Origin of the sequence: Synechococcus sp. MU1648 (assembly GCF_023630615.1) — a bacterium.
GTDB lineage: Bacteria > Cyanobacteriota > Cyanobacteriia > PCC-6307 > Cyanobiaceae > Parasynechococcus.
In genome coordinates this window covers 15,159-35,817 of the sequence record NZ_JAKUHI010000001.1, presented here as the reverse complement: position 1 = coordinate 35,817, position 20,659 = coordinate 15,159, and the positions used below count along the sequence as shown (strand labels likewise).

Here is a 20,659-nt window from a genome sequence, read left to right as displayed (position 1 = left end):
ACTATCATGCAAGTCTGTACTAGAAATAGCGCAAAGCCATTCAAGTAAATGTATTGATCTAAGTTTGGCTTAATTGTATTAAAACAACGCGATTAGTCCGTAACAACACCCTCAATACGATCCTCCACCTCTTGATAAAGCTCCTGCAACTGCTCGATGTTTTCGTCTGAGGTCTCCCAATAACCCCGACCATGCACCTCGAGAAGCGTGCCCACAATTTGGCGGAAACTATTGGGGTTCAGTTCCAGCAGACGCTTGCGCATCTCCGGATCATTGATGAAGGTTTCATTGGCTTCCTCGTAGACAAAATTGTCTACGGCACCACTGGTGGCACTCCAGCCCAGAGTGAAGTTGAGCCGTTTTGAAACCTCACGCACACCCTCATATCCGGAATTAAGCATGCCCTCATACCACTTGGGGTTCAGCAACTTTGTGCGTGAATCCAATCGAATAGTTTCGCTCAACGAGCGAACCTGGGCGTTGGCAGTGGTGGTGTCAGCGATGTAGCTGGTGGGAGCTTTGCCGTCGTCACGGAGTCCAGCGATCAACTTTGTGGGGTCGGAATCGAAGTAGTGGCTCACATCGGTGAGGGAGATCTCAGCAGAGTCCAAGTTCTGGAAGGTGACATCCGCTGTCTTCATCACGTTCTCGAACACCTCCCGCTTCTGGTTCATCTCGCCGGGATTGTCGGCATTGAAGGCAAAAGTCTTACGAGAGAGATACATCTCCTGAAGTTCGCCTTCCTCTTCCCAGGTGCTGTTTTCAACAGCCAGATTCACGTTGGAGCTATAGCTGCCGCTGGCATTGGAAAACACCCGGCAGGCTGCATCCCGAAGACTGGTTCCTTCCTTCTCCGCCTGCTCCAGGGCATGCTTGCGCACGAAGTTCTGCTCCAGGGGCTCATCGGCCTCGGCCGCCATTTTTACGGCCTGATCAATCAAGGCCATCTGGTTGATGAACAGATCACGGAACACACCGGAGCAGTTCACCACCACATCAACACGGGGGCGTCCGAGTTCTTCCAGAGGAATCAGCTCGAGTTTGTTGACTCGACCAACGGAATCCGGCATCGGCTTGACACCAACGAACCAGAGGATCTGAGCCAGGGATTCGCCGTAGGTCTTGATGTTGTCAGTTCCCCAGAGCACACAGGCAATGGTCTCGGGCCATGTGCCCTGCTCCTCGCGCTGACGGTCAATCAGCTTGTCAACAACACCCTTGGCAGCTGCGACCGCAGCGCGGGTAGGAATCGCCTGCGGGTCCAGTGCATGGATGTTCTTGCCACTGGGCAGCACGCCAGGATTACGAATCGGGTCGCCACCAGGACCCGGAAGAATGTATTCGCCATCAAGAGCCTTCAACAGACTCTCCATCTCCATGTCGGCACACACCTGCTCGAGACAGAAGCGCAGGTAAGCAAAGAGCTTGTCGAGCTCGGTGGCGTCGATCTGAACAAAGCCCGCGGTGCAGCAGGCCCGCAGCCAGGGGGAGGGCAGCTTGAAACCAAACTTGGCCAGGAGGTCGTAGAACCAGCCGAAGCTGTTGCGCAAGCTGACCCGACCGTCACGACCGGTGAGCGTACGGACCATGGCTCCGATCGCAGCTCGGGATGTCTCCGTGATCGTGCGATTGAGCTCAACGTCGGCGAGCACACCCTCGTCATTGCCTTTGTAGACATCCTCGATGGAACGACCTATCGCTTCAGCCAACAATCCGGGAAGCGAACGGAGGCCATCCTCCTCACGCTCCAGAGCAGCGATGCTCACCAATGTGGCAATGGCTTCCTCTGCAGTGGGAGGTTTACCGATGGTGTGGAGACCACAGGGCAGAAGACGGCTCTCGATCTCCATCAACTGTCGGTAGACGGCACCGACCAAGGCATCGCGCCCTTCCAGGTCGATGGAAGAGGCGTCGTCTTCGGGCAGGTCGACATCCTTATCGAGGTTGCACTGACGCGCCGTCTCAATGATGGTGTTGACGATTTGAACGCCGCGGCCACCTTCACGCAGCTGTTGGTAGGAACCAACAAGCTCACCCAACTCCTTCAGACCCCGGTAGAGGCCTGCATTTTCAGCCGGTGGGGTGAGGTAGCTGATGGTCGAGGCGTAGCCACGACGCTTGGCGATGGTGGCTTCCGAGGGGTTATTGGCGGCGTAGTAATAGAGGTTTGGGAGGGCACCGATCAATGAATCGGGGTAGCAGCTTTCACTCATGCCCATCTGCTTGCCGGGCATGAACTCCAGGGAGCCATGGGTGCCGAAGTGGAGCACCGCATCGGCCTTCCAGATCTTCTGCAGATAGGTGTAGTAGGCAGCAAATCCATGGTGGGGGCTTGCACTACGGGAGTAGAGCAAGCGCATGGGGTCGCCTTCGTAGCCGAAGGTGGGCTGAACGCCGACAAAGACATTGCCGAAGTGGCGACCGAAGACCAGCAAATTTTGGCCATCGCTGTTGAGATTGCCGGGAGGCTTGCCCCAGTTCTCTTCAAGCCTCTGGGAGTAAGGGGTCAGGCGTTCGTATTCCTCAACGCTCATCCGATGGGCAATGGAAAGCTCCGGCGAGCCCTGCATGGCATCGGCGTCGTTGATCACCGCCTCCAGCAGATCACGAGGCGTCGAAGGCAAGCCCTGCACGTCGTAGCCCTTCGCCTTCATCTCCTGCATCACCCGATGGATGGAACCGAAGACGTCGAGATAGGCCGCCGTTCCGACATTGCCCTTGTCGGGAGGGAAGCTGAACACCGTGATCGCCAGCTTCTTGTCGATGCGGGGCTTGATCCGTAGCGACGACCAACGAATCGCGCGCTCAGCGATGGCATCAACACGATCTTGGAGGGTATGGGCCTTGCCGGTGGCATCGTCGCGGCCGGAGAGAACGATCGGCTCGATCGCGCCATCCAATTCAGGGATGGCGATTTGCAGGGCCACCTGCACAGGGTGAAGGCCGAGGTCGCTCTGTTCCCACTCCTGGGTGGTTTGGAACACAAGAGGAAGCGCGACCATATATGGACGATTGAGCTTCTTCAGGGACTCAATGGCTTTCGGGTGGTCCTGGCGAGCAGGCCCTCCGACCAGTGCAAAGCCCGTCAGGGAGACGATCCCATCCACCAAGGGCTGCTCGGGATTCAGGGGGTCGAAGAAGAAGGCGTTGACCGGCTTGGAGAAATCGAGACCACCGCAGAAGATCGGGAGGACTCGCGCACCGCGAAACTCCAGTTCCTGAATGATGGCGACGTAGTGGGCATCGTCACCGGTGACGATGTGGCTGCGCTGCAACACCAGACCAATCATGGGCCCCTTAAGGGCTTTCTCAGAAAGATCCGTACGACTTGACGTCCAGTTCAGATACTCCTTGAGGTCCTCAAACATCGAAGGGGCAAGGGGGTGCCAAATGCCAAGGTCAGGGAAGACCTCGGGCTCCGCCACCTCCATCGCTGGACGTTCATCTCCTTCCGCTGCAGGAAAGACGTACTTGTCCGCCAGCATCAGCAGGAAATTGCGCAGGTTGTCGGGCGTCCCCCCCAACCAGTACTGAAAGCTCAGCATGAAGCTGCGGGCATCCTGCGCTTTTTCAACCGGCAGGTACTTGAGAACGGTGGGCAGCGTGTTCAGCAGCTTGAGCATGGCGTCTTGGAAACCAGCGCCTCCGGCTTCCTTCCGCTTCTTCATGAAGCCAGCAATGGCGCTTTTGCTCTGACCAAGCTGCGCCATGGAGAAGCTGCCCAGCTTGTTGAGCCGCATCACCTCGGGCATGGACGGGAAGACCACCGCTGCTTTCAGGCGATCTCGGTGAGGCGCCACTGCATCAACAACCTTTTGTGCCAGGTCCTCGATGAAGATCAGCGAGGCGATAAACACATCCGCCTCGGCCACGTCTGCGCAGAACCCGGCGTAGTTGTCCTCGTCTCGCAGTTCCTCGATCAAGTAGCCGCTCAGCTCGATTCCGAGATCACCACCAGAGGCGTTAAGCGCAGTAGCTGCCTGGGTTAGGGCGTTTTGATACTGGGGCTCAAGCACCACATAAACCGCCTTCATCACGGATTTGTGGTTCTGACCCTCCACAGGAGCAACGCGGCGATCGGCGGAGCGGACCTGTGTGAACATCAGCGCTTTGAGCAATGTGAAGAACCTTACGGTGACCGCCCCTTGGGCGCGAGGATTTTGGATCGGCCGTTACACGAGCCGCCCCATAGGCTTTGAAGCGTCTGCTGCGCTTTCATGACCGCTCCTATTCCCGTTGTTGTCGCCGGTGCCCTGGGGCGCATGGGAGCTGAAGTCATCAAGGCTGTGGTGGGAGCCGAGGACTGCAGCCTGGCTGGAGCGATCGACAACACTCCTGGCAAAGAAGGCGTGGATGTTGGGCTGGAATTGGGGTTGGGCGAGCTGGAGGTGGCCGTCACAGCCGATTTCGAAGGTTGTCTTTGTGCTGTGAGCCAGTCGGTACGTGACAGCGGCAGCGGTGCCGTCCTGGTGGACTTCACGCACCCCTCGGTTGTGTACGAGCACACCAGGGCAGCGATTGCCTATGGCGTTCATCCCGTGATCGGCACAACCGGGTTATCCCCTGAGCAACTCAACGACCTCACCGAATTTTCCTCGAAAGCGTCCGTGGGTGGAGCCGTGATTCCCAACTTTTCTGTGGGCATGGTGCTGTTGCAGCAAGCGGCGGCAGCCGCGGCGCGGTTTTACGACCACGCAGAACTGACGGAGTTGCATCACAACCGCAAGGCGGATGCACCCAGCGGCACTTGCATCAAAACCGCTGAGCTGATGGAAGAACTCGGCAAGACGTTCAATCCGGAAGAGGTGGAGGAGCACGAGTCCCTGACGGGTTGCCGCGGCGGGCAACGGGATAGTGGCCTGCGGCTTCACTCCGTACGCCTGCCGGGGCTAGTGGCGCATCAGGAGGTCATGTTCGGCGCCCCCGGGGAGACCTACACCCTCCGTCACGACACGATCGATCGTTCTGCCTACATGCCAGGCGTGCTGCTCACGGTGCGCAAAGTGGGGAGCCTGAGCAGCCTTGTTTATGGCCTCGAGCGTCTGATCTGAGGGCGACACCATGCTCATTCCCCTCCGCCCCGGTGAACTGCAACGCCTGATTCCAGCCGTTGCAACCGGCAACCAATTCCGCGTCTCCCTCGGCAAGCCCCAGGAGGTGCTGCAACGCCTGATGGTCGCCGCCATCGGCGGGGTGATCACCCTGCTGATCAGTCAGAGCCAGATGTCCAGCCGCTGGGGCCCCTTCTGGCTGGTGACAGGCGTGGTGTTTCTGCTTTACGTGCTCTGGGGACCGATCCTTCAGGCAGGTCAACGCAATGCCACCCTGCGTCGCTATCCGGCGGCAGCCCTCTTCGAAGGAGAGGTGGCAGACGTGATCACCCGAGAGCGCATCGAGAACCGCCACGAACAGGCCGATAGCCGCGGCCGGCTTGAACTTGTGGAGAACCGACGCACCTGGATGCTTCTTGAACTCGAGGACGAGGAGGGTTACCTCGGTCGGGTGGCTTTTCCGATGGACAAAAAACATCAATCGATTCGCCGCGGCAGCCTGATCCGCTGTCTGGTGCTGAGTGAGCGCAAGGATTTCTCAAAAATCGGTGCTCTCAGCGATGCCTGGCTGCCTGGCTTGAAGATGTGGGTGGGTGAATACCCCTTCTTGTTGAGACCCGCCTTTGAAGAGCTGTGCCAGCTCCGCATCAACCGCCGTTAAAACGGCCGACAAGCAACCATCCGTGAACATTTCTTAAAGTTGGTTTACACTTCGTAGCAATTCAAGAGCGGCTCCCATGTCTCAGACCCCCTCCTCCAACGCTGCGGTCATCCGCGGAGCAACGGTCACAACGGAAGACGGTGGCCGTCTCAACGCCTTTGCATCCGAACCCCGCATGGAAGTGGTTGAAGCTGAACAAGGCTGGGGGTTCCATGACCGCGCCGAGAAGCTGAACGGCCGCATGGCCATGCTCGGCTTCATTTCTCTGCTGGCCACTGAGTTGGCACTGGGCGGCGAATCCTTCGTTCACGGGCTGCTCGGCCTGGGTTGATCCTCTCGCGCTCCGGAGGGATGGCTGGCCAGACTTGATGAATGGCTCCATCCCTTCCTGAAATACGCGTTCTGGGTGCTGGTCCAACCGGTGCCCTCACAGCACTTGCCCTCGGCCTCAATGGTCAGCGTGTGGTCCTGTTTGACCCGTTGACAGCTTCCGAACTTCAGGCAAGAAGCCGGGCCTACGCAATCACACATTCCAGTCGTCGGCTACTGACGACCCTCGGGCTCTGGGAGGACCTCTCCGATGCCTTGGTGCCCTTCCGAGAACTGGATTTACGGGACGGTGCCACGAATTCTCGGGTCCTGTTCGGCCAGGCCGATCTCGCTGCCGCCAACAGGAACCACGACGGAATTGGTTGGATCCTGGATCACCGTCCATTGATGGAGCTGTTGCTGGCCCGACTGCAGGGCCACAACAACGTTGAATTGCATCTGGCTGAACCATGCCCTGAGCCCAGCTCAGACGCCCTGGTCGTTGCGGCTGATGGACCTGCTTCCCCCACCCGAGAAGCCTGGGGAATCCATCACTGGCAGATGCGTTATCGCCAGGGTTGTCTCACTGCCAAGGTCGTTCTGCGGGGACTCGCCCACGACAGAGCCTGTGAGATGTTTCGGCCGGAAGGACCGTTCGCTGTCCTGCCTTTGGGGCAGGGACGCTTCCAGGTGGTGTGGAGCGCACCCTGGCAGCGTTGCCAACAGCGCAGCACGCTGAAGCGCAGTCAGTTTCTGGATCAGCTGGCCGCCGTTCTTCCCCCAGGAATTGAGCCAGATCGTTTGCTCGATCAACCCAGAGCTTTCCCTCAACAATGGCTGCTAGCTCGGCGCTTTCACCGCGGTCGAGGCGTGCTGATCGGAGAAGCCGCTCACCGCTGCCATCCCGTAGGAGGGCAGGGGCTCAATCTGTGTTGGCGCGATGTTGATGGTCTTCTCTGCGCCGTGCAACGGGGCGGCAGCGCCGCAACGATCGCGAGGAACTACGGGATGAGCCGCTGGCTGGATGTGCTCCAAGTGGGTTTGGCGACTGATCTTCTGGTGCGTGTGTTTTCCAACCGCCAACCGCTGCTGTTGCCGCTGCGGCGCTTGGCTCTGCAGCTGCTGAAACAGTTTTCTGGTCTGCGCAGGCTCAGCCTGCGGGCCATGAGTGACGGCCCCATGCAGCTTTGGCAGGCGTTGCCAAACTGACAGCAGCGCCGGTCAAGACCATGGTGTTGTGCAGCCATCGGCAACCTCCACCAGCCGACTCCCTGCTGCAATTTCTTCAGCGTCGGCTGGGACTGAGCCCCAGTGCCCTTGAACTGGGGCAACGCCAGGCGGAACTGGAACAGGCCCCACTGCCGATCGTGCTTTGGAGCTTTGGCTTGTTGAGCTTGAACCAGCTCGAAGAGGTCTTCGACTGGCAGAACAGTCAGCCGTAACGCAACAACGCTTCCACGGGTTGACCTGCGGGCAACGCGTGGCGCCCACCAAGCCCCTCCAGCTCGATCACGAACGCAAAACCCACCAAGCAACCACCGGCCTGCTCCACCAGTTGTCCTGTCGCTGCAGCCGTTCCACCCGTGGCAAGCAGATCATCCACCACAAGCACCCGCGGCGAATTCTCAAAAGCATCGGCTTGGATCTCTAGCCGATCGGTGCCGTACTCCAGGGCGTAATCAAGACCAACCACCTCACCGGGAAGCTTTCCGGGCTTCCGCACAGGCACGAAGCCAAGGCGTCGGTCGCTGGCCAGAGGAGCCCCAAAAATGAAACCCCGGGATTCGATCCCCACAATCAGATCAGGCTTCACCTCATCGCACACCCGGCCCAACTGCCGGATCACTTCAGCCATGGCCTCTGGTGATCGCAGAAGCGGGTTGATGTCTCGGAACAAAATTCCAGGCTTGGGAAAGTCGGGAATTGAGCGAATGTGCGACTGAAGATCCAAATCCAGGTGACGCAATGGCATGGCCCCTGGCATCATCGCAGCCATGACTGAAGCTCCATCGTCCAGCATTCTCCAAGGGGGTGCACGACTTAGCCGACGGGGCGTTGAGCGTCTCGATCTGCTGTTGCTGACCATCGAGGCTCTCGACCTCAATGGTGGCGAGGCGATGGTCTGGACCAGCCAGCAGATGGGCCTCCAGGCTCAATTCCCCAACCGGGTTGAGCTCTGGAAGCGGCGTTGTCACAACCCCCTGAGGCGCACCACCTGTCGGGACCAGCTCGACCCTGTCGATGCCGAATCCCTAATCTGCCTGGTCTGTGCCATGGCGGAGCGGCTGTATCCGATGCTCCACCAACTCCTGTCGAGCCGCGAGCCGGAACAGCTCACTCAACAGCGTTGGCAGTTATTCCACGAGCGTCTGCGGGACCTTATTGAGGAGCGAATGAATCTGCGGAGGGAAGCCGTGGTTCGCCTTCTCAAGATGGAGCCGGCAGGAGCACTGCACCGTCAGCTGATCAGCACCCTGGCGTTCTGCGCAGGCCCAGGTGGAATCAATCGGCTCCGCGCCACCTTGCTCGATCCCACTCCATAGGCCGACCATGTTGAAAACGACGTACCAATACGAACAAACGGCAGCACGGCTTGTGGTGGAGGGCTTTCCAGATCTCTCCGCCGGGCATTCCAGTGATGCGGTCGGAATCCTCTCGTCCTGGCGGCTGCAGTTGGTGGGAGCACCGGAACTGGAAGGCACCCGGGATCATCTCGAGGCCCTGATGGCAGCAGTGATGCCCTACGCCAGACATCACTTATCTGGAGTGCAACGCCGCTTTGGCCAGGAGAGCGGTTTTGTGAGCATCGGGCCGAATCAGACAAACCATCTGCTGGAACTACGCAGCAGCCGAGAGGGCGTTGAGCCGCTTCAGCTCAAGCTCGATGACGCTGAATTGGCTGACCTGGTGCGCTGCCTCGATCAGTTGCGGATCGACACCAGGGTCAAGCTGACCTGGACGTTTCCCGAGGACCGGCCCCTGCAGCGCCAGGAGATCGTCGATCGCATTCCTTTGCAGAAACGCCTAGGACCGCCACTTCTTGCTGGGGTCGCCCTTGCATGCTCCATTGCGACCGCATGGCTGGTTCCATTGCCTCAGGAGATCAAGGAGACATCGCCAGCTGCAGCGCCCGTGGAGAAGCCGGAAACGCAGTCAGACCGTTGACGTGCAGGAAACACGCTTCAGAATCGCCGGAGTGACGGCACCCTGATCCGCACCAGGCCATGAAGAAGGCACGCCGGAGCAGCAAACTCGATCAGCGGCGAGTCTTTCGGCCCCGGCGTCGGTTTCCCTACGGCCCAGTCTTGCGTCAGTTCACTGTCGTCGTGCTGATGCTGGCTGGTGCAGCGGGCCTCGTCGTGCTGCTGCAGCAGTTGCCCCAGCAGGTCGACATCATGCTGCTGGTCAGTGAAGCCATCGATGATCTGATTGGCGGCGTCCAGCAATTGCTGGAGGCCCTGCTCAGGCTTGCCGCCATCGTGCTGATCACTGCTATTGCGCTTCTGGCTGGAGTCCTCCTGCTTGGTGCTCTCTGGAGGTTGATTCGCATCATCCGACTGGTGGTGTCTCCCCCCAATCAAGGAAGGCGCTGACGCGGAGCTAAGGAGCGCTGATGATTCCACAACTCCTGCAACGTCACGGTTCCGTCCCGATCACGATCCAAAACGTTGAAGTTGCGACTGATCCAAGGGATGCGTTTGGCTTCCCGTCGATCCAAGCCACGGTTCCGGTCGCGGTCGGCCTGGCTGAAATGCTGCTTGAGCCTTGGCCCACTGGGCGATGAATCCTGGAGACGTAGATCCTCCAGCAGAAGATAGGAACGATTGTTCTGGCGTTTGAGCCGACGGCTCAGCCCACGGCGTCCCTGCACTTCAGACGCATCCAGTCGACCATCACTGTTGACGTCCAAGCGGATGAACAATGTTTCCATCCTGGCGCTGTAAACACGCATGGTCTTGTTGCCCGGGCCAGCCTGCAGTGCCAAGGGACTCACCACGAATGCCAACGGCCCGAGCACACGGATGGCGGTCAGCGCATTCATGACGCCAGCCTATGGAGCTTGGGCATCTCTGACGATGACTGATGGATGACCGACGCCTGATCAGCTGTGACTGGGTCCTACCGGAAAGGGACAGAGGCTTAGCCACTGCATACCATCAGCCCAACCGCTGATGGACATGGCCAAGGACACCATGATCTGGGTGGTGGATGACGACCCGGAACTGAGAAAGATGGTCGGCACGTACCTGATGGATCAGGGATACGACGTGCGCAGTCTCTGCGATGTAAAGCAATTCGAGGCGCGTCTGGAGTGCCAACGCCCAGACCTGGTGGTGTTTGATCTGATGCTGCCCGGCGATGATGGCCTGACGGCGCTGCGGAGACTGCGGGATGCCGGAGATGATCTCCCTGTGGTGATGCTCACCGCCCGTGCCGACGGTGTTGATCGGATCATCGGCCTCGAGCAGGGCGCAGATGATTACATCGCCAAACCGTTCTTACCTCGGGAACTCACGGCCCGGATCGAAGCCGTGTTGCGACGGCGCAACGCATTGCCTGCAGGAACACCGGTGGAAGGTGGTGAGTGCGTCGGTTTTGGAGACAACCAGCTGGATCTCTCCTCACGCACGTTGCTGAAGAACAATCAACCGGTTGTGATCACCAGTGGTGAGTTCAGTCTTCTGGCCGCCTTTGTTCGCCACCCGCATCGGCCCCTCTCCCGAGAGCGCCTGATCGAACTCGCCCGAGGTCCCGGCAGCGACACCGATAGCCGCAGCATGGACGTTCAGGTGTCACGGGTGCGCAAGTTGGTGGAACCGGATCCAAGCCGGCCCCGCTACGTGCAGACGGTTTGGGGATATGGCTATGTCTTTGTCCCGGATGGCACGCCGAGATCCCGCTGAGATGCCCAGCCAACGGGGGGTGACACGTGGACTAGCCCGCTTCGGTGTCTGGGGTACGACGCTTCTAGCCAGTTGGATGCTGGCCCTACTGGTGCTGCAGGTGCTGTTCGGGCGGCAACTGGAACGCATCCAAACCCTGCAGCTGGGTCGAGATCTGGCGTTGAACGTGCGCCTCACCGAATTGACCCTGGAGCGCTATCCCCCCGCACTGATCAGCGAGCTCACCGGTCTGGAACTGCTGGTCAGCCAACAACCATCGAGACCGACCAAAGAGACGCAGGGGATGGCCCAGCGGCGCCAGGAACTGCAACAAGTGCTCTGCTCTCGCCTGACGCACTGCCCTGAGCTCCGACCAGCCCCCAACAGGTCTGGAACGCCCGAGGTTTGGATTGAGCTGTTTTCTCCGCTGGAACCGGTCTGGCTGCGTACACCCCTCCCGATGGCACGCGCCTGGCCGCCGCAACCGATGCTCCTGCTGCTGGCCCTGGTGAGTGCTGTCGTGATCACTGGGGTGCTCTACCTACTCCTTGATGTCGCCCGTCCCCTTCGAAAGCTCGAGGACGCGGTGTCCCGCGTTGGGGAGGACAACGACCGCGATCCGGTCCCGGAGCAGGGGGCTCCAGAGGTTCGGCGAATCTCGCGACGCTTCAACGCCATGGTGCGTCGGCTCGCGGAAGCTCAGAGGGAGCGCGTCACCATGCTGGCGGGCATCGCCCACGATCTGCGGGCACCTTTGACGCGGTTGCAGTTCCGTCTGTCGATGCCGGAGCTGAACGCAGATGAGCGAACGCGCTGCCAAAGCGATCTGGATGCACTCGAGCGGATCACAGGCCAGTTTCTGCTGTACGCCGGAGGCGGTGAGCGCGAGGAGTATGTCGTCTGTCCGCTGGATCAGTGGCTGGCTGAAACGGTTGCTGGACAGCCCAGTAACCAGCTGCAACTCCAACTCAGTTCCATCAGCGTGCGAATTCGACCGATTGCCCTGGGGCGCGCCGTGAGCAACCTGGTCGACAATGCATTCAGTTATGGCACCACACCAGTTGTCGTTCGCCTACGAAAGACGGGATCAGAGGTAGCGATTGAAGTCTGGGACCAGGGCCAGGGAATACCCAGCAGTGATTGGGAACGTGCTCTGCAACCCTTTCAACGCCTGGATTCGGCACGGGGACGTCAAGGCCATTGCGGTCTAGGGCTGGCCATCGTGAATCATGTGATCCGCACCCACGAGGGAAAGATCAATTTCCGGCAAGGGAACGGAGACCCAGGACGATTTGGCGTCATCATCAACCTCCCCAGGGGATGAGACGAAAAGTACCGTAATTCCGTAAAAAATCGGCCCGGATCGTGCCCGCTGACGGCGTTCCTGCCAAAACAGAAGAAAAATCCATCTCCAGCATGAGCCAGTCAAAAGAACATGACTTCACAGGTGTACTCGAGGCCATAGATCACTACAGCGATGGCGATATCGAGCATCCACAGGAACTCATGGTGGAGCTACAAGAGGGCTTTTCCAACAAGCACAAACGGCTGAGCAAAAAGATCTACGAAAAGGAGCTGGCCAAACTCCAGACGGAACTGGTCAAGATGCAGTACTGGGTGAAAGCCACGGGCTTTCGCATGATCATCCTGTTTGAAGGAAGGGATGCCGCAGGCAAGGGAGGATCGATCAAACGTCTGACGGAACCATTGAACCCAAGGGGCTGTCGGGTGGTTGCCCTGGGTACCCCGTCAGAGCATCAGAAAAGCCAATGGTATTTCCAGCGCTACGTCGAGCACTTCCCCGGTGCTGGAGAAATCGTCGTCTTCGATCGCAGCTGGTACAACCGGGCCGGGGTGGAAAAGGTCATGGGTTTTGCAAGCGCCGAACAGGTCGAGCAGTTCTATGTGTCCTGCCCCCGGTTTGAGCAAATGCTGGTGCAGGACGGAATTCTGCTGCTGAAATACTGGTTCTCCATCAATGATGATGAGCAGGAGAAGCGTTTCCAGGAACGCATTGATAACGAAGAGCGGCGCTGGAAAATGAGTCCTATGGACATCGAGTCGCGCAATCGCTGGGTGGAGTACTCCAAAGCGAAAGACATCATGTTTTCCAAGACGCATATTCCAGAAGCACCTTGGTTCACCGTGGAAGCCAATGACAAACGTCGTGCTCGCCTGAATTGCCTAAGCCACATTCTCAGCAAGGTGCCCTATGAAGACATGACACCAGAACCGATCAAGATGCCAAAACGTCCAAAGCAAGGCGGCTATAAGCGACCTCCCTTCAACGAACAGTTCTTTGTTCCCAACCACTATCCCTACAAAGACTGAAGGGCTCTCCTGCGCAAAAGCGGAGCTAAAAAATATTTAAACCAAATCAATACTCTTTTTTATAAAGCAGCATTAAGGTGCATAGGCATCGTCGCATGTCGACCGCCTCTGTGCACCTGAGCGGCTTCAGCAAACCCTGAATCCCCCCACCAGGAAGCCAACCGGGGAAACCAATGGGGGCTCAACCCGATCTCACTGAGACAAAGCAACTGCAATCGAACAAAACCGAACTACATATCGGGATACACCAATCTGATGCTGATACCTAAAGCCTCGTCAATAAACAATGAAGCAGAACAAATAGATTAGCAGCGACAAACCAAACACCAACATTCCAACCGATGTCTTGATACGCATCCATTTCTTATCCCACTTATAGGGTGCCATCACCAAAATCGAAAACAACGTCAACCCGGCATACACAACCAATGTGTGTTTTGGATGCTCCTTTGCAAGAATCATGCCGATCCCATGCCAAAAGAATGTCAGCATGGATGCATAGGACGAAATCGCTCCGAGGTTATAGAGCAACTCTTTGTGCTTTCTAAGTTGCTGTCCAATCCAGTATTGAAGACGCATCGAGGAACTCGAAGAGAGATAGCTGAAATTTAGCGATCAAAAGTTTTACCTCAACCCAGGAGAAATAACGTCACAGAATTAAGTGCTGATAGCAAATGAGCAGGCTTCACCCGAAGTGCTCACTGGGCTTGAGTCGAGACGTCAGCACGCTTTAAGGTGTCGGACCATCCAGTCCTGCGGGTTTTGCTCGGTTCCTGGCAAGTCCTAATGCGATGCATCGCCAGTGCGTTGTTCCTGTTGGCCCATGGCCTGCTGGTGCTTGAGCACATCGCGATGGGCACGGCACTCCACGGGATTGCTGAATTGTTTCTCGCTCCTTGGGCCCTGCGTCATAAGGCCTGGGACATCATCGTGATCGGACTAATTTTCTGTGTCTTCGACCTGTGGGGAACCCTGCGTCTGACCGGCGCCCTTGTCTAAGAGCACCGCATCAATCCAAGTTTCAATCGCTCAACCGCTGAGCCGCTGGGACCAAAAGCCAAAGAGCTGCCAAGACGACCAGAGAAACATCCCGAGAAAAACCCAGTTCAGCCAAGCGGGACGGCGGTCGTTTTCAAACATCTCTAAGGGAAGCGAAGGCGACAACTGACCTTATCGGTGACGCGCATTAATGGCCATGGCGAAGGAGTTGGAGCAGCAGCAGCCCTCCCATGCCGCCGCATCCCACCAAGAGCCAGGGAAGACGAGCCTGCCGGGCGTCAGGCAATTCATCGCGAAACACCGCCATCAAAAGCCCTCCTCCCAAGAATGCCGTCGCCATGGCCAGGGTGAGCGCATCCACGGGATGAAACACCAAAGCGTGCAGAAGCCCCACAACAAGGGCGGCGCTTCCAATCCAACGATTCCGACGGCGAAATCGCTGAGGATGGTGCACCGCGGCGTAGCGGTCCGTCAACAGAACGTGGGCGCTGATCGCAACAGTGAACAAGATGCCGTAACCAATCCCGGTTGTGATGAGTGATGGCAGGGAATAGGCATAGAGATAGTTGATCGCCGCAAAGCTGAAGAGCTGCAACCACACCGCAAAAGGAGGTGCATCTTGCCTTTGCTTCATCACCACGTTCAGACTGAAAACCACCAGGACGCCCAAGAGGGCAACCAGGAACAGCAAAGCCTCCACCAGAGGTGTCGGCACGTAATCGATGAGACCCCGAGCGTCCGAAAGTTCAGATCCCCCCGTTGCCAACTCCGGCAGCAGATGGAGAAACACATAGGCCAAGCCAGCCCCACCTCCAACCGACGCCCAGCGTTGCTGATGCTGGTCTGGACGCGAGACGACCAAACTGGCCAGCCAATGACAACTGCCGATCGCCAGCACACAGAAAAAAGCGACCCCCCAGACCACTGAACGTAATCAGTTGCTCAAAGTCTGATCAGCAGCGGCCGAACCAGCATCACTTCGCCGACGAACTCCAATCGGCAGAGCGAAACGACACATTGGCACCACCACTCCGTTTTAAGTCGTGCATGCCCTCCAACTGGTTGTACACCGACAGAAGCTGCCGCCGCATGTGATCGGTGTGGGGCAGATCAGCGATCAAACGCAGCACATCTTCCAGGGATCGCTTGGCGTCGATCACCAAACGACAATCAGGGCTGCCAGGCTCATCGCGCATCAGATCGGAAGCGAATAATTCCATTCAGCAGAAAATCCCGGCATTCGGGTGTCTGAATCCCTACCAATGCAGCGATATTCAGCAGAAATTCAGGGTTCACCACCACCTTCCCGTTCCATCACATCCCAAGGACGCTCGAGCGGAGGTTGCGCTGACCAGACCCCAAGCTCTGCAGAGGCCGCCTCCGTTTCAAGAACGGAATAATCGAGATCATCACAACGTCCAAGGAAGCCATCCCAGGCAACAACCGCACCTTGACGAATCAAGGCAGCACCGAGATCTTCCCCATCGATCAGGAGGCGTCCCACCAGGCGTCCGTACACATCGCGTGAGCGGAGCTCAAACAAAGCTTGGTCTCCGACCTTCACTAAGGCACTGATGGCCACCGATGCACGCGTTGCCCATGGCGTCTGACTCCGTCGCGGAGCCTGGAGACAAGCCAACCGAACCGCTCTCCCCTGACCATCCAACTCAACCAGCAGCTGCTGCGCGTTGCTGATGCTCAACACCCGAACCGGCTGCAACTCTGCGCGACTCGAAAGCGGCAGAGCCAAAGCCATCAACAGTGCTGCAGCAATCCTCTTCATCCTGGGGCATTTCGCACAGCCGGCAGTCTGAGGCTGCTGACCCATGACAACAACACCAACAGTGATGAAGCCCAGAGACAGGCCTGCATGCCAGCGGCCTCCGTTTTCCCGAGCATGAACACCGCTCCAGAGAGCATGGTTCCCACCAGGCGCCCAGCAGCATTGGCCATGTAATAGAAGCCCACGTTGAGGCTGACACTCTCCGCATCGGTGTAGGCCAGCACCATGTAGGAGTGGATGGACGAATTCATCGCGAACACCACCCCGAAGGCGGCAAGGCCGGCGGTGATAGCAACCGCCACATCAACCTCTCGCCAAAGCGCAACAGCAATCAGAGCCGGGATCGCCGTCAAAAGCGCACTCCAGAACTGCACGGCGGACACGCCAGGCGGAGCGGTCTGACCCCAGAGTTTTCGTAGACCAGGAGCTGTTCCCTGGACGATGCCGTAACCGATCACCCAAAGGCCAAGAAAGCCACCGATCTCCCAGAAGCTCCACCCCAAGGAAGCCTCCAGAAACACCGGTAAGGCCACCACGAACCAGACATCACGGGCACCGAACAGAAAGAAGCGCGCCAAAGACAGCACATTGATGCCCTGGGATTTGGAGAACAGGGCTGCAAACGCTGGTTTTGACTTCATCTTTCCGATCTCCCCCGGCAGCACCAGGGTCAGCAGGAAGGCGAGGGCAAGGCCCGCGGCCATCCAGCCCACGGCGGCGTTGAAGCCAAAAGCGGTGAGCAACACCCCACCCAGAAAAAAGCCCACACCCTTGAGAGCATTCTTCGATCCCGTCAGGATCGCCACCCATTTGAACAGCTTTTGTTGCCCCTGCTGTTCATCCTCTGGGGTTTCGGGCACCACCGTCTTGATGGCACTTTTGGCGCTCATCTTGTTGAGATCTTTGGCGATGCCACTGATCGCCTGAGCCACCATCACGTAAACCACGCTCAACAGCTTCGGCCACCCAGCTGTGACGGGAATCAACATCAGCAGTGCAAGGATCTGGAGCAGCGTGCCCATCCAGAGGGTTAGCCGAAGCCCATAGCGGGCACCAATCCAACCGCCGTACAGGTTGGTGACCACCCCAAAGAATTCATAAAAGAGGAACAGAGCGGCGATCTCGAGGGTGGTGTAGCCGAGCTGGTGGAAATGGAACACCACCAACATCCGCAGGGCACCGTCGGTGAGCGTGAAGGCCCAATAGTTGGCGGTGACGATGCCGTATTGCTGCAGCGGCGAGAGCTTCATGACTCGCGTTCCACCACATGACAGGTGAGGTCGGCCATGCGGCAGCTGTAGCCCCATTCGTTGTCGTACCAGGCGAACACTTTCAGCTGGTTGTCATCCACCACCATCGTCGAGAGGGCATCGACGATCGAGCTGCGGTTGTCGTTGGTGTAGTCGCAAGACACCAACGGGCGTTCCTCGTAGCCGAGGATTCCCTGCAGCGGACCATCGGCTGCAGCTTTGAAAGCAGCATTCACCTGCTCCACCGTGACGTTCTGCTTGAGCTCGAACACCGCGTCAGTGAGGGAACCATTCAGCAGGGGAACGCGCACGGCATGGCCATTGAGCTTGCCCATGAGCTCGGGGAAGATCATGGCGATCGCCTTGGCCGACCCGGTGGTGGTGGGGATCAGTGAGGTCAGTCCGGAACGTGCCCGGCGCAGATCACTTTTGAAGGAGTCGATCGGCACCTGGGTGTTGGTGATGTCATGAATGGTGGTGATCAGTCCGTGCTCGATCCCAAAGTTTTCGTGCACCACCTTCACCACCGGCGCCAGGCAGTTGGTGGTGCAGGAGGCCGCCGTCACCAATTTGTGCCGCGCTGGCTCATACAGCTGATGATTAATGCCATAAACAATGTTGAGCGCCTCCTCACCGGCAACAACACCCTTCACCGGACAGGCCACCACCACACGCTTCAGGCCCACCTGCTCGAAGTAGGGGTTGAGGGTCTCCGGCGTCTTGATCTTTCCGCTGGCCTCCAGCACCATCTCCACACCCCGATCGATCCAGGGCACAGCCGTGGGATCTTTTTCGCTGGACCAGGTGAGCTCGGATCCCTCCACAGTGAAACCATCGGCACTGCTGGCGATCCCCCGATCCCAACGACCATGGACGGAATCGAACTCCAGCAGGTGAGCCGCCGTTGCAGCGTCACCAGCGGGATCATTGACATGCACCAGTTCAATGCCAGGCCGACCCCAGAGAGCCCGAAACACCAGACGACCAATCCGTCCAAACCCGTTGATACCGATGCGCATAGCAACCCCACTGATCAATCAAATTATGTTGATCCAAACAGATCGGTGGATGCTGCTCCTGTGATGCAGAACACCCTCAATGTCGAGCAGTCGAGGCAGATGCTCAAAGCACTGGCCGACCCCATCCGCCTCAAGGTGATTCATGCACTGGCGCTGGGGGAACGATGCGTCTGTGATTTAACGGGGGATCTCAACCTCCCCCAGTCCAAACTCTCCTTTCACCTCAGGGTGCTGCGCGAAGCAGGGCTACTGAGCGATCGGCAAAGCGGTCGCTGGATTTACTACCGGCTGCAACCGAATGCCCTCGCAGCGCTGGAGGCCTGGCTAGCCGATCTGCGCCTCCACTGCAGCCAAGACGCTGTCCCCTGTCAGGAATAACGATGGACCAACGGCTTTTTTTTCCGGCAACGGAACGCAATCGCAGGCCCATCGGGGATCTGCTGAGCCAGCTGCTGCCCGCTGCAGGAGCTGTGCTGGAGCTGGCCAGTGGGAGTGGAGAACATGCCGTCTGCTTTCAGCAGCGGTTCACGAATCTGCTCTGGCAGGCCAGCGATCCGGATCCAGACCATCGCGCCAGCATCGATGCCTGGATCCGCCACCAAGGCCTGAGCAATGTCATGCCAGCAGCCCTCAATCTTGATGTTGAGGAACGACCCTGGCCCCTCCCCCAAACCATTGGAGCGTCACTGAGCGCTGTGGTTTGTATCAACCTGCTGCACATCAGTCCAGCCAACTGCACCAATGCGGTGCTCGAAGAATCTGCCGTGCTGCTGCCCAGCGGGGCCCCACTGATCATCTATGGCCCCTTCATGCGCAATGGCGCCCACACGAGCGCGAGCAATGCCGCCTTCGACAGATCGCTAAGGGAGCGGAACAACCAGTGGGGGTTGCGAGAGGTGAGCTTGGTAACGTCTCTTGCCGCAAACGCTGGTTTCAAAATCGACGACGTGGTGCCCATGCCCGCCAACAACCTGACTCTGGTGCTTCGCCGCCGTTGAGCGAAGAGGTTCTTGCCAGCTCCCACCAGGCACTCCACAATTCAGCCTTGACAACGGCGGAAGGCATGGGTCTTGGTGAGCTCTTGATAAAAATCCTGATCGGCATCGCTGCCACCCTGGTCCTGTCCTTTCTGTGCAGGAAAATCTTTCCTCGCTTCACCAAGAGAAGCAAAACCAACTTCGACGACTTTGTCCTAAATGCCCTTGCGGATTCAATCATTCCGTTCGGAATTGTCGTCGTCCTGATCCTCACGCAAAAAGAACTTGGGCTGCCCATCAACGTTGAGCGTGCCTACGACACAGCACTAACACTTGTTGGAACAATCGTTCTGATCAGGTTTGTCAACCGTGTCGGCGCTCGCTTTCTGACGGGGGTCGCCCGACGTTCAGGTGCAGAAGATCTTGAGCATTTATTTCAAAGTCTTCTCCCACTACTAAGAGCAGTGATCTGGGGCATCGGCACCCTGGTGCTGCTGCAGAGCCTCGGTGTCAAGATGACCGTGATCTGGGGCTTATTAAGCGCCGGCGGTATCGGCATTGGCTTGGCCTTGAAAGAGCCGGCCCAGGAATTGTTTGCCTACATGATGATTCTTCTGGATAAGCCATTCACCGTTGGTCAATTCATCTCGGTGGGCTCAACATCAGCAACAGTGGAAAGAATCGGTGTTCGCTCCACCCATCTGCGAAGCCTGCGTGGCGAACAAGTGGTGATGAGCAACTCAACCCTCACAGGCTCAACCATCCTTAATTTCGCCGAAATGGCGCAACGCCGCATGATCTATTCGATTGGCGTCACCTACGACACAACTGTCGATCAGATGAAGTCCATCCCAACCATCATTCAAACCATCATCGATTCTCAGAAGCACAGCACCTTCAATCGCTGTCACTTCACCGAATTTGCTGATTCAAGTCTGAATTTTGAGCTTGTTTATTACATCGACACCCGAGATTTCACCGTTGCATTAAATGATCAGCAAGCGATCAACCTCGCAATCATGGATGCTTTTGCCCGAGCAGGCATTGAATTTGCCTTCCCAAGCCAAACGCTCTACTTAGAGGGAGATTCACTCACTGGCAAAGCGTCTTGATGGGTCGGGGCTGCCGAACGCCAGACAACACCACCAATCAACAAGGCCAACGCAGCCACAGCAGCCGTGAAAGGAATCAAGCGACGCTGATCCGCACTTGTTCCGAGAGTGATCTGCTGGGAGATGTTGTCGCGCCGCGACGCCAAAAATGATTCCTGACGACAGCTGGTGCAGACCGTGTTGGAAATGCCTGCATTTTTCAACTTGAAGCCGTAACGGCCTGGGATCTCAACAGGTGTTCCGCAGCTGGAACAGGGGAGAGAAAAAACAGCCATCGGGAATCT

25 protein-coding genes are annotated in these 20,659 nt (G+C 57.9%); 15 read left to right on the top strand and 10 right to left on the bottom strand.

What is annotated here, in order from left to right:
* Positions 1 to 92: 92 nt before the first annotated feature.
* Positions 93 to 4,103: a magnesium chelatase subunit H gene (locus NCN06_RS00220; protein WP_250398501.1), complete on the bottom strand. Its 4,011-nt coding sequence runs from the start codon at positions 4,101 to 4,103 to the stop codon at positions 93 to 95.
* 114 nt (positions 4,104 to 4,217) lie between these two features.
* On the opposite strand from NCN06_RS00220, the gene dapB reads away from it, so the two are divergent.
* From dapB to NCN06_RS00195, 5 genes are all read left to right on the top strand, one after another.
* The gene (dapB, locus tag NCN06_RS00215) at positions 4,218 to 5,051 is read left to right on the top strand and encodes a 4-hydroxy-tetrahydrodipicolinate reductase (protein ID WP_250398500.1); all 834 of its coding nucleotides are present in this window, start codon (positions 4,218 to 4,220) and stop codon (positions 5,049 to 5,051) included.
* A 10-nt stretch (positions 5,052 to 5,061) separates the two neighbouring features.
* The gene (locus tag NCN06_RS00210) at positions 5,062 to 5,712 is read left to right on the top strand and encodes a DUF8619 family protein (protein WP_115025215.1); all 651 of its coding nucleotides are present in this window, start codon (positions 5,062 to 5,064) and stop codon (positions 5,710 to 5,712) included.
* A gap of 76 nt (positions 5,713 to 5,788) precedes the next feature.
* Positions 5,789 to 6,043 (top strand): CAB/ELIP/HLIP family chlorophyll-binding protein, encoded by a 255-nt coding sequence (locus NCN06_RS00205; RefSeq protein ID WP_226407866.1) that lies wholly within the window; start codon positions 5,789 to 5,791, stop codon positions 6,041 to 6,043.
* A 41-nt stretch (positions 6,044 to 6,084) separates the two neighbouring features.
* Positions 6,085 to 7,230, top strand: a complete 1,146-nt coding sequence (locus NCN06_RS00200; RefSeq protein WP_250398499.1) for an FAD-dependent monooxygenase — start codon at positions 6,085 to 6,087, stop codon at positions 7,228 to 7,230.
* Positions 7,231 to 7,250: 20 nt separating this feature from the next.
* Positions 7,251 to 7,463, top strand: coding sequence for a DUF2949 domain-containing protein (locus NCN06_RS00195; protein WP_115025373.1), 213 nt, complete (start codon positions 7,251 to 7,253; stop codon positions 7,461 to 7,463).
* Here NCN06_RS00195 and NCN06_RS00190 read toward each other — a convergent pair.
* A complete protein-coding gene (locus NCN06_RS00190; protein WP_250398663.1) occupies positions 7,454 to 8,008 on the bottom strand; it encodes an adenine phosphoribosyltransferase in 555 nt (184 codons plus the stop codon). The two genes, NCN06_RS00195 and NCN06_RS00190, sit on opposite strands and share 10 nt — an antisense overlap.
* Positions 8,009 to 8,015: 7 nt before the next feature.
* On the opposite strand from NCN06_RS00190, the gene NCN06_RS00185 reads away from it, so the two are divergent.
* From NCN06_RS00185 to NCN06_RS00175, 3 genes are read left to right on the top strand one after another with little or no spacing between them, the layout of a single operon-like run.
* On the top strand, positions 8,016 to 8,564 hold the full coding sequence (locus NCN06_RS00185; RefSeq protein ID WP_115095335.1) for a DUF3038 domain-containing protein: 549 nt from the start codon (positions 8,016 to 8,018) through the stop codon (positions 8,562 to 8,564).
* Between the two features lie 7 nt (positions 8,565 to 8,571).
* On the top strand, positions 8,572 to 9,186 hold the full coding sequence (locus tag NCN06_RS00180; protein ID WP_226422380.1) for a DUF4335 domain-containing protein: 615 nt from the start codon (positions 8,572 to 8,574) through the stop codon (positions 9,184 to 9,186).
* Between the two features lie 59 nt (positions 9,187 to 9,245).
* Entirely contained in the window at positions 9,246 to 9,614 is a 369-nt protein-coding gene (locus NCN06_RS00175; RefSeq protein ID WP_115025220.1) for a hypothetical protein, read from the top strand.
* Here the strand turns inward: NCN06_RS00175 and NCN06_RS00170 are convergent.
* Positions 9,599 to 10,063 carry an EF-hand domain-containing protein gene (locus NCN06_RS00170; protein WP_115025221.1) on the bottom strand — a complete coding sequence of 155 codons (465 nt, stop codon included), beginning with the start codon at positions 10,061 to 10,063 and terminating at the stop codon, positions 9,599 to 9,601. The genes NCN06_RS00175 and NCN06_RS00170 overlap by 16 nt on opposite strands.
* A 136-nt stretch (positions 10,064 to 10,199) precedes the next feature.
* On the opposite strand from NCN06_RS00170, the gene NCN06_RS00165 reads away from it, so the two are divergent.
* The 3 genes from NCN06_RS00165 (at position 10,200) to ppk2 (ending at position 13,235) form a co-directional block, all read left to right on the top strand.
* Positions 10,200 to 10,925, top strand: a complete 726-nt coding sequence (locus NCN06_RS00165) for a response regulator (RefSeq protein ID WP_170952223.1) — start codon at positions 10,200 to 10,202, stop codon at positions 10,923 to 10,925.
* Positions 10,903 to 12,228, top strand: coding sequence for an ATP-binding protein (locus NCN06_RS00160; protein WP_250398498.1), 1,326 nt, complete (start codon positions 10,903 to 10,905; stop codon positions 12,226 to 12,228). The genes NCN06_RS00165 and NCN06_RS00160 overlap by 23 nt, the downstream gene beginning before the upstream one ends.
* A 92-nt stretch (positions 12,229 to 12,320) precedes the next feature.
* Positions 12,321 to 13,235 carry a polyphosphate kinase 2 gene (gene ppk2, locus NCN06_RS00155; RefSeq protein ID WP_350223176.1) on the top strand — a complete coding sequence of 305 codons (915 nt, stop codon included), beginning with the start codon at positions 12,321 to 12,323 and terminating at the stop codon, positions 13,233 to 13,235.
* Positions 13,236 to 13,511: 276 nt separating this feature from the next.
* Here ppk2 and NCN06_RS00150 read toward each other — a convergent pair whose 3' ends face one another.
* The gene (locus NCN06_RS00150) at positions 13,512 to 13,814 is read right to left on the bottom strand and encodes a hypothetical protein (protein ID WP_226422377.1); all 303 of its coding nucleotides are present in this window, start codon (positions 13,812 to 13,814) and stop codon (positions 13,512 to 13,514) included.
* A 207-nt stretch (positions 13,815 to 14,021) separates the two neighbouring features.
* On the opposite strand from NCN06_RS00150, the gene NCN06_RS00145 reads away from it, so the two are divergent.
* A complete protein-coding gene (locus NCN06_RS00145) occupies positions 14,022 to 14,234 on the top strand; it encodes a DUF8641 family protein (RefSeq protein WP_170951270.1) in 213 nt (70 codons plus the stop codon).
* 187 nt (positions 14,235 to 14,421) lie between these two features.
* Here NCN06_RS00145 and NCN06_RS00140 read toward each other — a convergent pair whose 3' ends face one another.
* The 5 genes from NCN06_RS00140 to NCN06_RS00120 form a co-directional block, all read right to left on the bottom strand.
* On the bottom strand, positions 14,422 to 15,159 hold the full coding sequence (locus NCN06_RS00140) for a hypothetical protein (RefSeq protein WP_226422376.1): 738 nt from the start codon (positions 15,157 to 15,159) through the stop codon (positions 14,422 to 14,424).
* A 49-nt stretch (positions 15,160 to 15,208) separates the two neighbouring features.
* Complete coding sequence (locus NCN06_RS00135; RefSeq protein ID WP_041435027.1) at positions 15,209 to 15,430, bottom strand: hypothetical protein; 222 nt, start codon at positions 15,428 to 15,430, stop codon at positions 15,209 to 15,211.
* 89 nt (positions 15,431 to 15,519) lie between these two features.
* A complete protein-coding gene (locus tag NCN06_RS00130; RefSeq protein ID WP_115025223.1) occupies positions 15,520 to 16,017 on the bottom strand; it encodes a thermonuclease family protein in 498 nt (165 codons plus the stop codon).
* Positions 16,014 to 17,267, bottom strand: coding sequence for an organoarsenical effux MFS transporter ArsJ (arsJ, locus tag NCN06_RS00125; protein ID WP_115025224.1), 1,254 nt, complete (start codon positions 17,265 to 17,267; stop codon positions 16,014 to 16,016). Before arsJ ends, NCN06_RS00130 begins: the two co-directional genes overlap by 4 nt.
* Positions 17,264 to 18,286 carry an ArsJ-associated glyceraldehyde-3-phosphate dehydrogenase gene (locus NCN06_RS00120; protein WP_226422375.1) on the bottom strand — a complete coding sequence of 341 codons (1,023 nt, stop codon included), beginning with the start codon at positions 18,284 to 18,286 and terminating at the stop codon, positions 17,264 to 17,266. Before NCN06_RS00120 ends, arsJ begins: the two co-directional genes overlap by 4 nt.
* 63 nt (positions 18,287 to 18,349) lie before the next feature.
* Here NCN06_RS00120 and NCN06_RS00115 point away from each other — a divergent pair, with 63 nt between their 5' ends.
* Genes NCN06_RS00115 through NCN06_RS00105 form a run of 3 tightly spaced genes read left to right on the top strand, consistent with a single transcriptional unit; the run spans position 18,350 to position 20,375 of the window.
* Positions 18,350 to 18,664, top strand: a complete 315-nt coding sequence (locus tag NCN06_RS00115) for an ArsR/SmtB family transcription factor (protein ID WP_226408280.1) — start codon at positions 18,350 to 18,352, stop codon at positions 18,662 to 18,664.
* Positions 18,665 to 18,666: 2 nt separating this feature from the next.
* Positions 18,667 to 19,284 carry a DUF938 domain-containing protein gene (locus NCN06_RS00110; protein WP_226407905.1) on the top strand — a complete coding sequence of 206 codons (618 nt, stop codon included), beginning with the start codon at positions 18,667 to 18,669 and terminating at the stop codon, positions 19,282 to 19,284.
* Positions 19,281 to 20,375: a mechanosensitive ion channel family protein gene (locus tag NCN06_RS00105; protein ID WP_350223171.1), complete on the top strand. Its 1,095-nt coding sequence runs from the start codon at positions 19,281 to 19,283 to the stop codon at positions 20,373 to 20,375. Before NCN06_RS00110 ends, NCN06_RS00105 begins: the two co-directional genes overlap by 4 nt.
* On the opposite strand, the gene NCN06_RS00100 is transcribed toward NCN06_RS00105, so the two are convergent.
* Entirely contained in the window at positions 20,336 to 20,650 is a 315-nt protein-coding gene (locus tag NCN06_RS00100) for a Tat pathway signal protein (protein ID WP_115025228.1), read from the bottom strand. The genes NCN06_RS00105 and NCN06_RS00100 overlap by 40 nt on opposite strands.
* Positions 20,651 to 20,659: the final 9 nt, after the last annotated feature.